At 60.8% G+C, this 14451-nt stretch carries 11 protein-coding genes; 2 read left to right on the top strand and 9 right to left on the bottom strand.

The features are described from left to right. Nucleotides 1–96: 96 nt before the first annotated feature. The 7 genes from BQ9843_RS07995 to BQ9843_RS07965 all read right to left on the bottom strand — a co-directional run bounded on the left by BQ9843_RS07995 (nt 97) and on the right by BQ9843_RS07965 (nt 8343). Nucleotides 97–873 (bottom strand): radical SAM protein, encoded by a 777-nt coding sequence (locus BQ9843_RS07995; RefSeq protein WP_075844598.1) that lies wholly within the window; start codon nt 871–873, stop codon nt 97–99. 25 nt (nt 874–898) lie between these two features. After that, complete coding sequence (locus BQ9843_RS07990; protein WP_075844597.1) at nt 899–1666, bottom strand: gamma-glutamyl-gamma-aminobutyrate hydrolase family protein; 768 nt, start codon at nt 1664–1666, stop codon at nt 899–901. Between the two features lie 118 nt (nt 1667–1784). Next, nucleotides 1785–2540: an amino acid ABC transporter ATP-binding protein gene (locus BQ9843_RS07985; protein ID WP_022386846.1), complete on the bottom strand. Its 756-nt coding sequence runs from the start codon at nt 2538–2540 to the stop codon at nt 1785–1787. Between the two features lie 23 nt (nt 2541–2563). Further along, the gene (locus BQ9843_RS07980) at nt 2564–3397 is read right to left on the bottom strand and encodes an amino acid ABC transporter permease (RefSeq protein WP_075844596.1); all 834 of its coding nucleotides are present in this window, start codon (nt 3395–3397) and stop codon (nt 2564–2566) included. After that, nucleotides 3394–4053 (bottom strand): amino acid ABC transporter permease, encoded by a 660-nt coding sequence (locus BQ9843_RS07975; protein ID WP_040221294.1) that lies wholly within the window; start codon nt 4051–4053, stop codon nt 3394–3396. Before BQ9843_RS07975 ends, BQ9843_RS07980 begins: the two co-directional genes overlap by 4 nt. A gap of 141 nt (nt 4054–4194) precedes the next feature. Beyond that, nucleotides 4195–5202, bottom strand: coding sequence for a glutamate ABC transporter substrate-binding protein (locus BQ9843_RS07970; RefSeq protein WP_230205643.1), 1008 nt, complete (start codon nt 5200–5202; stop codon nt 4195–4197). 150 nt (nt 5203–5352) lie between these two features. Beyond that, nucleotides 5353–8343: an insulinase family protein gene (locus BQ9843_RS07965; RefSeq protein ID WP_083648021.1), complete on the bottom strand. Its 2991-nt coding sequence runs from the start codon at nt 8341–8343 to the stop codon at nt 5353–5355. 234 nt (nt 8344–8577) lie between these two features. Between BQ9843_RS07965 and BQ9843_RS07960 the strand changes: the two genes are divergently transcribed. Then, on the top strand, nt 8578–9585 hold the full coding sequence (locus BQ9843_RS07960) for a DMT family transporter (protein ID WP_230205642.1): 1008 nt from the start codon (nt 8578–8580) through the stop codon (nt 9583–9585). Between the two features lie 176 nt (nt 9586–9761). On the opposite strand, the gene BQ9843_RS07955 is transcribed toward BQ9843_RS07960, so the two are convergent. Then, nucleotides 9762–10718, bottom strand: a complete 957-nt coding sequence (locus tag BQ9843_RS07955; RefSeq protein ID WP_075844594.1) for an SPFH domain-containing protein — start codon at nt 10716–10718, stop codon at nt 9762–9764. 188 nt (nt 10719–10906) lie between these two features. Next, on the bottom strand, nt 10907–12436 hold the full coding sequence (locus BQ9843_RS07950; protein WP_075844593.1) for a carboxypeptidase M32: 1530 nt from the start codon (nt 12434–12436) through the stop codon (nt 10907–10909). 843 nt (nt 12437–13279) lie between these two features. Here BQ9843_RS07950 and pheS point away from each other — a divergent pair. Further along, nucleotides 13280–14356: a phenylalanine--tRNA ligase subunit alpha gene (gene pheS / locus BQ9843_RS07945; protein ID WP_075844592.1), complete on the top strand. Its 1077-nt coding sequence runs from the start codon at nt 13280–13282 to the stop codon at nt 14354–14356. Nucleotides 14357–14451 lie beyond the last annotated feature (95 nt).

Genomic DNA, 14451 nt, shown 5'->3' with positions numbered 1-14451 from the left:
ATAGTATGCCACTATCGTCGAGCAAATGGGCGAGGAGGAAGGACAGCCCACGTTCTCGCAGGGAGAAAACGCGGGCTGCGGGCAGTCGGTACAGGGTTAATAGCTTACCTGGCAGCCGATGCCGAGCTTGCGAACGCGCATGGCGATAGCATCGAGGGTTTCGGCGGGAGCCTTGAGGAGACCTTTTGCAGGGGTTTCGCGCGCGATGGTGTAGATGGTGACCGCCTGCGGGCGAATGCGGCTCAAGGCGTTGAGCCACGGCCCCACGTAGGCGTCGCCGGTGTTGTCCATATCGTGACCTTGCCAGGTGCCTGTGAGGAACATGGTTTGGATAATTGCGTGCCCTTTAAAGCTGGCGAAGGTCTCGATCTGATGCTCAGCGTCGTATGCGGCGACAGGCTGGTCGATAAGCTGGATATAGGTAGCGTCGACAGTGTCAAGCTTGAGGATGTTGTCGTCTACAAGCATGAGGGCATCGTGCACCGCGGGGCGATCGGCGCGCGTTCCGTTGGAGAGCACGGCAATCTTGGCTGTTGGCGCAAGTTCGTCGCGCAGGCGCACGGCACCAGCAACTGCCTGGGGAAACTCCGGTGCTGCCGTGGGCTCGCCGTTGCCGGCAAAGGTGATCACATCGGGTAGCTCGCCTGCGGCGGCCATCTCGCGAAGGCGCGCCTCAAGCGCGGCGAGGACGGTTGCGGCGTCGTTGTACTCCTCATGGCAGGGACGTTCGGCATTGAATCCGTTTTCGCAGTAGATGCAATCGAAGGTGCAGATTTTTCCCGAGGCGGGCATCATGTTGACCCCGAGCGAGAGTCCCAAGCGCCGGCTGCGTACGGGGCCAAAAAGCGGGCTATCATTCAAAAACGTGGACATCGATTGCCCCTCCCAAAACGTTGCGCTATATGGATTTGCCGGCAGCGGCGGCAACAAATGCCTGCCAGAGCTTGAAATCGCTCTCGATGGTACGCCACGTATACTCGGGATGCCACTGCACGCCAAGGCAAAACGGCTGTCCCTCGATCTCGATAGCTTCGGGCATGCCGTCGGTTGCGCGTGCGACAAGACGGGTGCGCGGTCCTACGTTCTCAACGCAGCAATGGTGCGCTGAGTTGGTCTGGAGAAGGGTGCGGCCCTCAAGCGCGCGGCCCAGAAGCGAATCGGGTTCGACCTCCACCGGGTGACAGGGGGCGGTAAGCGAGTGCGCGTGGCGCCACTGCGCCATACCCTGGCAGGGCTTCACGTTGGGCACATCCATGCAAAGGGTTCCTCCGGTTGCGACATTGAGCAGCTGCATGCCGCGGCAGGTGGTGAACAGCGGTTTTTTCTGGGCGAGCACCTCGCGCACCAGGCGAAACTCAAAGCAGTCGCGAATTTCGCAGCAAAGCGTGGGGTCGTATGGGTCGGCTACGCCCCAGCGCTTGGGGTTCACATCGGGTCCACCGGGGATTGCAAAACCGTCTGCCATCTCTACGTAGCGCTTGATAACCGCATCGTCGTCGGTAAGCGACATCAGCATGGGCAGTCCGCCTGCGGCCAGAATCGCATCCATGAACACGGCGGCGATGCTTTCGTTGGGCGAGAGGGTCTCACATCCTACGACGTGGCCTTCTTCCCAGCGCGGGGCGACCAAAATGAGGGGACGTTTGCATTCGAGGGTATTTTGCATAAGGCGGCTTTCATGATGCGGCAATGCGTCAGGTTTATTTGTCGCGGTGTCGTTGGGGTGCAGCAAAAGCGCAACAGCAACACCTGACGTCGCGCTGCGCCTGGAGGGTTAATGACGGTTAATGATTTTTGATGCTGTCGAGGAAGTCACGGGCGCGCTGCGTTTGCGGATGATCGAAGAACGCGTCGGGCGCGCCTTCTTCCACGATGGCACCGTCGGCCATAAAGACCACGCGATCGGCAACGCGGCGCGCAAAGTTCATCTCGTGCGTCACTACCACCATGGTCATGCCTTGGCGTGCCAGGCCGATCATCACTTCGAGCACTTCGTTGATCATCTCGGGGTCAAGAGCGCTGGTGGGCTCGTCAAAGAGCATGGCACGTGGGTGCATGGCAAGGGCGCGGGCGATGGCTACGCGCTGCTGTTGACCGCCAGAGATTTGGGCGGGTACTTTCTCGGCCTGTTCGGCCACGCCCACGCGCTCGAGCAGGCTCATGGCGCGGCCGCGCGCCTCTTCGCGCGAGAGACCCAGCACGTCGGTGGGGGCGAGCATCACGTTTTCCAGCACGGTCATGTGCGAGAACAAGTTGAACTGCTGGAAGACCATGCCCAGCTCGGCGCGCATGGCAGCGAGCTCGCGACCTTCCTGAGGCAAAGGCTTGCCGTCGATAAGAATCTCACCCGAGTCGATGGTCTCCAGACGATTGATGGCACGGCAGAGGGTCGATTTGCCCGACCCGGATGGGCCAATAACCACGACAACTTCGCCGGGGACGATTGAGAGGTTGATATCGCGCAGTACATGCAGCGAGCCAAAGTGCTTATCCACATGTTTGAGCTCGATGAGGGGCTGCTGGGTAGTTGCGTCTGTCATATCGCGTTCCACCTTTGTTTTGGCTAGCGGATGATCTTTACGCCCAGGCGGTGCGAGACGTAGATACTTGCCTGGTTGATGGCGTAGTTGATAAGGATATAGATGATGGCGATGGTGAAGTAGACCGAGACGAGCGCGTCGTAATTGGTGATGAGCACGCGCGCATTTTGCATCAGGTCGGGGTAGCTCACCACGTATGCCACTGTGGTGTCTTTGACTACCACAACGAGCTGAGAGATGAGTGACGGAATGACGAAGCGAATTGCCTGAGGCAGTACGATTTTGAACGTGGTGCGCAGCGGCGACATGCCAAGGGAGAGCGCTGCCTCCACTTGACCCTTTGGTACGGCGTTGACGCCGGCGCGGAAGACCTCGGCAAGTACGCCCGAGGCGGCAAGCGCTACCGGCAAGGTGAGCATCCAGAAGGAAGACATCTTGATGCCGTACTGGGGCACGATCAAGAAGAAGAAATAGATGAGCAGAAGGCTCGGCAGGCTGCGGAAGAAATCGGTAACTATGCGGCAGACGGTAGAGAGCGCCTTTACGTGTGAGATGCGCCCGAGCATGAGCAAAAGGCCCAGCGCAAGGGCGATGGCTCCTGCGGTGAGTGCCACGCGCACCGTGCCCGCAAAGCCTTGGAGCAGGAATTTCCAGGTCGTTGCCTTGGCAAAGAAGGTCCAGTAGCGCGGTGCGAACTGACCGGTGATGTAAAAGCGGTATCCGATGGCTGCAAGAGCCGCGACGACCAGGATAAGCGAGATGGCGGTGGCGATGCGCACGCGACGGCGCGTGCGCGGGCCGGGCGCTTCGTAGAGAGCGTCGCGCACGGAGCGCGATGCGGGTGCGGACGTGCTCATCGGTAAATCCTCACCTTCTTATCGATGCGGTTGCCAACGGCGCCGATAACCAGGGCCGTTCCCGCATACCCGATAGCCGAGATGAGGAAGGCGAGGATGCCGCCGGTAACGCGCGTGTTGACATAGGAAACCACGCCGGTGAGCTCGGTGGGATTGAGCGGCACCTGGCTGCCAAGGGCGGTGGTGAGCATGACGGCGATCAGCAGGTTGGTCATGGGCAGCACACATGAGCGCAGCGCCTGCGGAATCACAATGCGCCGCAAGATCTTGCTAAACGAGAGTCCAAGGGCGCGTGCGGCTTCGATCTGGCCGGCGCTCACAGTGTTGATACCGCTCATGAAGTTCTCGGAACCAAAGGCAGAACCCAAAAGCACGGTGGTGACCACTACGCATACGCGATAGTCGAGCACTACGCGTAAGCTGGGCAGCGCATATACCACGATAATCAGGAGCGCGACACCGGGGATGTTACGAAAGACCTGCACATAGAGGTCTCCCGCCACGCGCAAAGGGCGCATGGGCGAGACGCGCATGACGGTGATGCCCACGGCGATAATCATCACCAGCGCAAACGATTCGATCGTCATGAGCCAGGTGGTCAGAAGCGCCTGAAGGTAGTTTTGGCCATATAGGGAAAGAAGCTCGGTGAGCCCCATCGATATCTCCTCAACGATAACGGGGCCTTCCACGCGTACATGGAAGGCCCCGATGCATACCCGTATTCTGCAGTCTAACAAAATCGCGTGCGTCGAGTGCGCCCGGCGGTGTCATGCGTCCTGCAGATTACGTGCGGACTCTTACGCTTCGAGCGCGGGCGGGTTGGGGGCGTCTGCGATGTCGGCGCGGTCGCCAATGCAGATCTTCCAGAGGTTGGCCCAAGTGCCGTCGTCCTCGATCTTTTTCAGGAAGTCGTTGACAAACTGGACGCCGTCGGAATCCTTAGGCAGGCCGATGCCGTACTTGTCTTCGGGGCCAAACGGGTCGCCGGCAAGGCGGTACTTATTGGGGTTGCGCACCATGGTGCCCATCTGCATCGTGGTGTCGATCACGTAGGCATCGACGCGGCCCTGCTCGAGGGCCTTGCGGGCCTCTTCGTCAGTCTTGAACTCCTGGAGCGTGGCGTCAGGGGCAACGTCGGCGACGATCTTAGGACCGGTGGAGCCGGACTGCACGGCTACGGTCTTGCCGGCAAGGTCGTCCACGCTCTTGATGTCCTTTTTATCGGCCATGGTGAGGATGGACTGCTGGGTGGTGTAGTAGGGGCCTGCGAAAGAGATGACCTTCTTGCGGTCGTCGGTGATGGAGTACGTGGCAAAGACAACGTCGACCTGGTCGTTTTGAAGCACGGACTCGCGGGTGTCCGAGGTCACCTGGGTGTTGTCGATCTTGGTCTCGTCGCCAACGATATAGCGGGCGAGCAGCTGGGAGAGGCCGGCGTCAAAGCCGCGCAGGACGTTGTCCTTCTCGTTGAGCTGGCTAAACAGCAAGGAGGTCTGTACGCCGCCCACGCGCAGGGTGCCGGCTTCCGATACGGCAGAAGCCCAGGTGCTGCCGGCGATAGCAGAGGCATCCGCCACGGCGCCGGAGGCGATCAGCTTATCGTAGGCCTTGGTGTCCATGGCCACGGCCTGCTCCTCGGTGGCGGAGTCGGTGCCGGTGCTGCCGGCAGGGGCATCGTTGTCGCTGCAGCCGGCAAGGCCCAGGCCTGCGATGGCCGCAGCGGCGGCGCCAGTGGCGGCCAAGAAACTGCGGCGGGTAACGTTGAGGGAATTCGAGAGGTTGCTCATCGTCTCGTATCCTTTCATTTGGGTGGGAGTGCAAATAAAGGTGTTTTGCGATAACCCTAATTCTGTACCCAATTGGTGGGTTAATGATGCATGAAACAAGTTGTTAACTTTAGCTGCCTTGCGAAAAAGGCGGCGCGACGGCTCTTGTCTCCGTCACGCCGCCGCGTGTTATCCCAAAAGGTCGATGGGGGTAAGGCCTGCCGTGCTTGCCTCAATAATCTCGCGTCCGCCAAAGACGCAGACGGGGGCGTTGGCGGCGACGCGCTCGATGTCGTCTGCCAGGGCGCGGACCTTCTCGGGCGTGGTCGAGAGCATGGCGTTTCGGCGGGTCTCGCGCCAGTCGACCGGGCGCTTGGCAAAGAACTCGCCGTCTTGGCGGCGCGCCAGGCCATAGGGCTTCGCGGGCGCGTCGTGGCCCGAGACGCATGAGACGATGAAGCCCTCGAACACTTCGGGCGCGGGATCAAACGAGCGCAACCACGCGCCAGCGTGATCGATGCGCTCGAGCGAGGGGTCGATGGCGGGATCGCGATAGGTATAAAACGCCAGCTGGCGGTCGGCGGCACAGCGGAAGCCGCAACCGTAGGCACCGCCCTTCACACGGATCTCGTTCCACAGATAGTCGAACGAGAGGGCGCCAGCGGCGACGCCCCAGGTGCCGTCAACGGCAAGGTCCAAACGACGCGGGTCGGCGGCTTTGCCCGCAAAGCATACGTCGCTTGGAATGATGAAGGCTTCGTTTTTAACGACGGGAGCAGGAATCTGCAGGTTGATGTTGCCGTCGATACGCTCGCCCAGCCCCAGGGTGCCGGCCGCGTCCCAATAGGTTCGATAATCGTTATCGGAGCCCGTAAAGCTCACGATGGCGCCGTCGGCCACAAAGATGCGCTTTTGCAGGTCGCGCAGCTTGTTGCACAGGTCTTCGGCTCGCTCGTCAAAGTGCTCGACAAGCTCGCGCAAGAAGCGGTAGAAGTCCACACCCGAAAGCTGTTCGGAAAGCACGCCGGCAGGCGAGGTGTAGGAGTAAGAGCGTGCGACGGCGGCGCTATGTCCGTTCATCAAGAAGCGCTGCTCCTGGGCGATTCGCATCTGAGTGATTACATCGCGCATGCGGTCGGTGTCCTCAAACAGCGTCTCGCTCCAGACCTCGCGCGGAATCTGGGCGAGTGCCTCGATTTTCTCGGAGAGGGCGCCGGCGGAAATAGTGAGTACAGGGCGCACCTTGTCCCAGGAGCTTTCGCTCACCACCTCGGCGGAAAGGCTCAAAAAGCCCAGGTTGGCGCCAATGTGGCTATCGAGCTCATCGGCCGTATGCTGCGCGGTTGGGAGTCTGCGCATCAGGTTTGCCATAATCGTCACATAGGGCAGCTCGTCAAAGGTCAGATGGCTCAGGTCAAAGTATGCGAGCGCATAGGAGAGGCCGCGTGTGGGAATGGCGTGCTTGAGACATGGGAGCGGCGTGGTTTCGTCGACGGTGAGCGCAGGCTCGGGGCGGGCGGGGCCGATATCCGAGACGTGCAGGCGCGGCAGGGTGGCGCGGGCCTCGGGCGAGTCTTCGGCCTCCTGGGCCGCGCGCAGGGCCTCGACATCGGCGTCGATAGCGGCGAGCTGCTCGTCGCTTGCCTTTTCGAGAGTGGCTGCAAGCTCGGCAGCCTCGGGGTCGTCGCCGTCGGACGTCTCCTGGGGCTTGAGCTCTACGAGTGCGCTGTGGTTCGTGTCAAGAACGAGCTCGCGCAGGAGGTCCTCAAAGTAGTTGCCCGAAAGCTCCTGACGAAGCTCCTCATAGACGGGGCCATACTTGAGTGCAAGGGTTGCGGCGGCGTCGTCGTAGAGCCAGGTGGAAAGGGCGTCGCAGGCAATTACCACGCCATCAGCCGTGCCGTAGTCGCGCTGACGCAGGTCGAACTCGTTGCCGCAGATTACGGCTTCCAGACGGTCGCGGGGGATGCCGGCATCCACCAGCTCGCGGGCGCTTTGCTCAATCACCTCGCGTAGGCGGCGGGCAACTTCGGGCTGGGCATTTTGCAAGATGATGAGCTCATAGGGCTGCAGGCACGCAGCCGAGGTGTAGCTCGTCACATCACCGCCCAGGTTCGCCGCGAGGATAGCTTTTTTCATGGGCGCTTCGTTGGTGCCGAGCAACGCTTCGAACAGGATGTCGGCTGCGATTACGCGTTTGCGGTTGAGGGCGTCGCCTAGCACGTACCCCAATCCCACGAGGGCGTTATCCGGGGTGGTGACCATATCGATGCTCGTGTAGTCGCAGACGATGGGCTCTTGGCGAGCAAGCTCGTTGGGGGCGCCGGGGGTTTCGATGCCCCGCGCGCCACGTGCGGCGGCGTCATGTGCGCGCGCCTCGTCGCAAAGGTAGCGTTCGTTGAGGAAGGCCAGGGCGCGCTCGGGGTCGAGGTCTCCGTAGAGCGTGATGTAGCTGTTTGCCAGGTTGTAGTGGCGCGCGTGGGTATCCAAGAACTGCTCATAGGTGAGCGAAGGGATGGCGCGCGGATTGCCGCCCGACTCGCAAGCGTAAGTGGTGCTGGGGAACAGCGCGCGGTTCACGGCGTTGTCCAGCACGTCCATGGGGTCGGAGAGGGCGCCTTTCATCTCGTTGAACACCACGCCGTTGTAGCGAAGGCGCTGGGGCGTGCCGTCTTCGGCTCGGTCGAGCTCGTAGTGCCAGCCCTCCTGCTCAAAGATGGCCTTTTTGGTATAGATGGCGGGATTTAGCACTGCGTCCATGTAGACGTCCATGAGGTTGTACAGGTCTTGCTCATTGGTGGACGCAACCGGGTAGATGGTCTTGTCGGGGTAGGTCATGGCGTTAAGAAACGTTTGCATGGAGCTCTTGATGAGGTCAACAAACGGTTCTTTGACGGGGAACTTGGCCGATCCGCACAGTACGGAGTGCTCGAGGATGTGGAAGACGCCCGTGTCGTCTGCCGGTGGGGTTTTGAAGCCGATGGCAAACGCCTTGTTCTCATCCTCGCAGGCAAGGAAAAGCAGGCGTGCTCCGGATGCGACGTGATCGATGACGTAGGCCTCGGCATCCAGCTCGTCGATGGTCTCGGCGCTTTTGACGGTAAAGCCGCTCATTGTGGCGCCGGGGACGAGGACCTTGGCAGCGCGCTCGCGAGCGCTCATTGATTCGGTTGAGGGCATGGTGCCTCCATGAGTCGTGGTGAAGATGTGCTGTGCCCTTTTATACCCCCAAGTGGGGACACGCGTCACGGGCATTCCGGCGGCATTTGGGGAGCGCATGCTCCATTTGGGTGCAGTAGCTGCGAAAACGTTGAAATTTGGCGCGTGACGAACGCCCGGTCGCGACGTTTGGTGGGGTAAGGTTATACACGTGCGGCAGGTCGATTGGGCCTCTTGCTGCACGAAGAACAAGCGATGAAGATGCAAAGGGGTATGCACGTGGGCGTGCCGGCAGGGCAAACACAGCAAGAGACGATATCGAATGGAACCGATGCGGCATCGCGTAAACAGCGTCGCGCTTGGCGCGATCGCCTGAATGGCCGCGAGTCGCGCAAGACCCTTGTGGGCGTGCTTGCTACGCTTGCGGGTGCAGGCCTTTGGGGTTTTTCGGGTACCTCGGCAAGCATGCTGTTCGACGTCTATCACGTGGACACGCTCTGGCTGCTCTCTGTTCGTCAGATTTTCGCCGGCTTGCTCTTCATGGTGCTTATCGCCTTTACTGCACGCGACCGTTTCGTGCGCTTGTGGACCAACCCCGCCCATATTCGTACGCAGTTGCTCTTTACGCTGTTCGGCCTTTTTGCCAACCAGCTCTTCTACTTGATTGCCATTCGCCTTACCAATGCCGGTACGGCGACGGTGTTGCAGTGCCTCGAGCTCATCATCATCATGGTGATCACCTGCGTGCGTCAAACGCGCGGTCCGCGTAAGCGCGAGCTTGCAGGCCTGATACTGGCTTTGCTGGGCACCTTCCTCATCGCCACGGGCGGCGATATCTCGGCGCTTGCCATCTCGCCTGCAGGTCTTATCGCCGGTTTGCTGACTGCGGTCTTTGCGGCGGCGACGGTCATGATCCCCGCGAGTCTGTTGCCCGAATATGGCTCCCCGGTGGTTACGGGTTCTGCCATGATGCTTTCGGGTATCATCACCTGCGCCTTCATCCAGCCGTGGAACAATGTGCCCGCGCTTGACATTGCAGGCATTGAGGCCCTGGTGGTCTTTATCGTTGCCGGTTCGTTCCTTTCCTACATGCTTTATATGCAGGGCGTCAAGGATTTGGGCGGCATGCGTGCGAGCATGATCGCCACGGTGGAGCCTGTCTCTGCGGCGGTGACGAGCGCCATTCTTTTGGGCGTGGCTTTCTCCGGTGCTGACATCGCGGGTTTTGCCGCGATCATCATCATGGTGTTCTTGACGGTCTAGGACTCACGGCGCGTTTTTAGCCATCGTTGTGCGGGCGAGAGCTTGCGATGCTTTGCAAGTCCCCACGCTTGTCGGGGGCATCGAGGATCCTGCGCTCGTATGTATAAAAATACCCGCGCAGGACGTGGGTCCATACGCGGGTGCAAAAGGGGTATGTGATGGCGCGATGATAGGCGCTACTGCTGCGGGTCCACCGGCGGAACGCTTCCCTGGCGCGTGGCCTCGCCGGCGCATAGCATTTGCTCGAACATGCTTGATGCCTGCTTGTAGTCGCTCGGCAGCACGACGGTTGCGCTTTTGCCGCTCTTGGCGAACTCATTCATCATCTCGGTCCACTGCGTGAACATGAACAGCTGGTTTGCCTCGTCGTTGCCCACACCCGTTTCCTGGATGGTCTCGAGCGAGTCCTTGATGCCGAGCGCGATGGCCTTGCGCTGGTTGGCGATACCCTCGCCGGCCTTCTCCATGGCCTCGGCTTCTGCCTTGGCTTCGGTCACGCGGCGGATGCGGTCGGCCTCAGCCAGGTCCTGAGCTGCAGCCTTGGTGCGCTGCGCGGCGTTGATCTGGTTCATGGAGTCTTCGACCTCATGCGGAAGGGCGATCTTGGTGATAAGCGTTGAGACAAGGGTGAAGCCGTAGGCGTCCATCTGCTCGGATACGGTGGCGTTGACGTCTTTCGCGATGTCGTCCTTCTTGGCAAAGACCTCGTCGAGAGTGTAGACGGGGATGGAAGAGCGTAGAGCGTCGGTGATGAAGTCGCGCATCTGGGCCACCGGTTGCTGCAGCATGTAGTAGCTCTTATAGACGCCGGACTGCTCAGGCGTGGAGCCGAGCTCGTAACTCACGTGGTACTGAGCGGAGACCTCAAGGCCGATGGTTACGTTGTCCTCGGTCTTTACGTCGATGTCAAAGCCGTTTTTCATGGTGCGCAGGCTTACCGTGGCTGCCTTACGGTCTACGAAGGGAATCTTGGCGTGGAAGCCCGCGCCCACAATCTTGTTGAACTTGCCCAGGCGCTCGATGATCACGGCATGTTGCTGCTTGACCACGAAGAAGACGTTGCCGGTGAGGGCAAAGACAACAAAGAGAAGGATGAGAATCCAAAGGATGCTGCCGATGGCTGCAAAAATCATGTCTGTTCCTTAGAACGGGCCGATATTGTTCTCGATTCTACCCGATATGGCAGGTGACGAGTCCCCGTTTCGGGTTAGCGTTGTGCGAAGGGGCGCCCATCGCGGCGGCTGCCCGATGTCGGGCTTGCCGTGCGATGGGCGCGTATGGACAGGTAGGTAAGGGCGAGGGGCGTCTTTGTCTGAGCAGCCTACAAGTTGTACAGCGAGCGGAACTTCTCGTTCAGATAATCACAGTAGAAGTGGGCATCGAAGGGGGCACCGCATGCGTTTTGGATAAGCTCCGGTGCGTCCTTGGCGCGGCCCCATTGCCAGATCTTGTTGCCCAGCCAGGTGCAGACGGGCGAGAGGTCGCCTGCAGCACAGGCGGCGTCGATGTCCACGCCGTCGGCTTTCATGGCGGGCACGTACTGCGCGTCGTAGGCGCTGCCCAGGGCGTAGGTGGGGAAGTAGCCAAACGAGCCGCCCGACCAGTGGACGTCTTGCAGGCAGCCGTGAGCGTCATCGGGAACATCGACGCCCAGGTACTCGTCCATAAAACGGCTCCACAAGGCGGGGATATCGCGGGCCGTGGCCTCGCCGGCAAAGAGCAGGCGCTCGATCTCATAGCGCACCATGACGTGCAGGGGGTAGGTGAGCTCGTCGGCCTCGGTGCGAATAAGCGAGGGACGCGCGATGTTGACGGCGCGATAGAGCTCGTCTTCGCTTACCTGGCCGTAGACCTCCGGGACGTGCTTGCGTAGGACCTGCAGCAGCGGGCCCATGAAGGCACGGCTGCGCGCCACGGTGTTCTCAAAGAAACGACTCTGGCTCTCGTGGATGCCCATCGAGGTGCCACCCTCGAGGCTCGTGAAGGCGTAGGCAGGGTTGACTCCCAACTCGTAGATGGTGTGCCCGGCCTCATGGACGATGGAGAATACGTTGGAGAGGGCATCGTTCTCATAGAAGTGCGTGGCGATGCGCGCGTCGCCGGTGGCAAAGCCTTCGGAGAAGGGATGCTCGGTCACGGCGAGCGTGGTGTCGGCAAGGTCAAGGCCCACGAGCTTCATCAGGTCGAGGGAGAGGGCCTTTTGTACCTCGACGGGCACGTGCGCATGTGCAAAGGGAGCATCCGGCTGCTGGCCGCGCTCGCCAATCTCGTGCACGAGCGGAACCACGGTATCTTTGACCTGGGCACAGAAAGCGTCGAAGGACGCGGTGGAAAGGCCTCGCTCGTGCTGATCGAGCCAGACGTCATAAGGGTCGGCATTGGGGTTCATGAGCGCCGCCTGGTGCTTGAGGGAATCGACGATATGGTCGATGTAGGGCTCGAAGCTTGCCCAGTCGTTGGCGACCTTTGCTTTGTGCCAGACGGCCTGTGCCTCGCAGGTTAGACGCGTCCAGGCCTCGGCTTCTTTGGCGGGAATGGCCAACGCCTCGCGTTGGTCTCGTGCGAGGACGCGTGCTTCGGCGCAAAGTTGCTCGTCTTCGACGTTACCGGATTCTATGGTGTCGAGCAGGTCCCTTACCTTTTTGACGGAGGAGTCTTTGGTGAGCAGCTTGTGGTATTCGCTCGCGAGCGTGCCCATCGCCTCGGTGCGCGCGCCGGCGCCGTTTTCGGGCGCGACGGTGGCGCCATCGAACTCGGCGATCTTCATCAAGTAGCTACGGCACCAAAGTTTTCGTTCAAGCTTGCGCACGGAGGCGGCAGCCTTCTTTGCTTGATTTTTCTTTTTTCCCATGATTGCTCCCATCGCGTGGTGTCTAAACACACCAAGTGTACCCATGCGCGGGTGCGGAGGGGGGCTGGGCGACGTTCGATCTTTGAACGGGTGGCGGCACCGCTTGAGGTGGCAAAAAAGTCTGAATTTGCGCGATTGGGGGCCTCAATTTTGGCGTGCATAAAGGAATACGGGACAAAATCGGCGACGGCGGGCACCATGAACGACGTTCATGGTGCCCGCGCGAGCGTTTCGGCTTCTCGAGAAGCCTGCCGCGGAGCCGGCTATCGCGCAAATTCCGACTTTTTTGCCATTTTGGTCGGTCTCCGCCGCAGGAAAAACCGCCGCGCCGCTTGATGACGATTTTTTATGCAAGAGGGAATCGCTTTTATTCATTTGCAGGACCTTTGGGCGCACTGCGCTCAGGCTGCGGACTGCGGCGGGGTAGCTCCGGGCATATTGTGCGGAGGCCGCGAAAAAGGGGTGCGTAGCCTTTGGATACCACGCGTTCGTTGTCTGCCTTGTGCTATCATTCTGGCCAATGCGTTGACGGAGAGGGTTTGGTCCGCTGCGCCGGGTTTAAGAGAGAAGAGGTCATGGGCTGCAAGCCTCTTCACCTTGGCAAGGGCTAGGCGTTCACTCCCGAGCAGCGACTTGAACGGACATTGTCTGAGTAGGGGAGCCGTGAGCCTCGCGACAAGAGGTCAAAAGAGGGCATGCCGGGCCAGACATCCGGCTGCCAAACAAGGTGGTACCGCGGAATTCAGCCGTCCTTGGGTAAGCGAGAAGCGCCCAAGGACGGTTTTTTATTGCCGAGTGCGGGCGGCGGGGCATGACGCCCCGTGCAGACAGGAAGGAAGATAGATGAGTCTGATCGATGATCTGGCCAAGCTCGAAGCGGAGGCAAAGGAGCTTATCGCCAACGCCGACGACGCCGAGAAGCTCGAGGCCGCCCGCGTGGCCCTGCTCGGCCGCAAAGGTCGCGTGACCGGCCTCATGCGCATGATGGGCAAGCTCTCCCCCGAGGAGCGTCCCGTGATGGGCAAGCGCGCCAACGAGATGCGCCAGCTGGTCGAGGGCTTGTTCGAGGAGCGCAAGGCCGAGATGAAAGCTGCCGCCCTCAAGCACGCGCTCGAGCACGACGCCGTGGATATCACCCTGCCGGGCATCCGTCCGCAGATTGGCCACCAGCACCTCATCAAGCAGATTATCGAGGAGGCAGAGGACATCTTCTGCGGCATCGGCTACACCGTTGAGTCCGGCCCGCAGGTCGATACCTCCTACTACAACTTCACCGCGCTCAACGCCCCCATGGACCATCCCAGCCGCTCGGCGCGCGACACCTTCTACGTGGTCGATAACAACCCCGGTAGCGTGGCGCACCCCGAGGCCCACGCCCATGGCGAGTCCGACATCCTGCTGCGTACGCAGACCTCGGGCGTGCAGATCCACACCATGGAGAGCCAGAAGCCGCCTATCTACATGATTTGCCCGGGTACCGTGTACCGCCCCGACACGGCGGACGCCTGCCACCTTCCGCAGTTCAACCAGATCGAGGGCCTTGTGGTGGACGAGGGTATTACCTTCGGCGACCTCAAGGGCACGCTCGATTACTTTGTTAAGTGCATGTTCGGCGAGGATCGCAAGACGCGCTATCGCCCGCACTTCTTCCCCTTCACCGAGCCCTCCTGCGAGGTTGACGTGAGCTGCCACGTGTGCGGCGGCAAGGGCTGCAACTTCTGCAAGCATTCCGGTTGGATTGAGATCTTGGGCTGCGGCATGGTCGACCCCAACGTGCTTATCAACTGCGGCATCGACCCCGAGAAATATACCGGCTTCGCCTTTGGCATTGGCGCCGAGCGCGTGGCGGCACTTCGTTACGACCTGCCCGACCTGCGCACGCTGATGACGGGTGATATGCGCTGCCTCAACCAGTTTTAGGTTGACTCGTCCCGGCGGCTTCCCGAAGCACCGCACCTCGGCGCTCAATCGTCGGTCGCGTACCTAAGTACGCTTCCCTCCTCTTTCAGGGCCGA

Origin of the sequence: Collinsella bouchesdurhonensis (genome assembly GCF_900155365.1) — a bacterium.
Classification (GTDB): domain Bacteria; phylum Actinomycetota; class Coriobacteriia; order Coriobacteriales; family Coriobacteriaceae; genus Collinsella; species Collinsella bouchesdurhonensis.
This window is presented reverse-complemented; position numbering and strand designations above follow the sequence as displayed.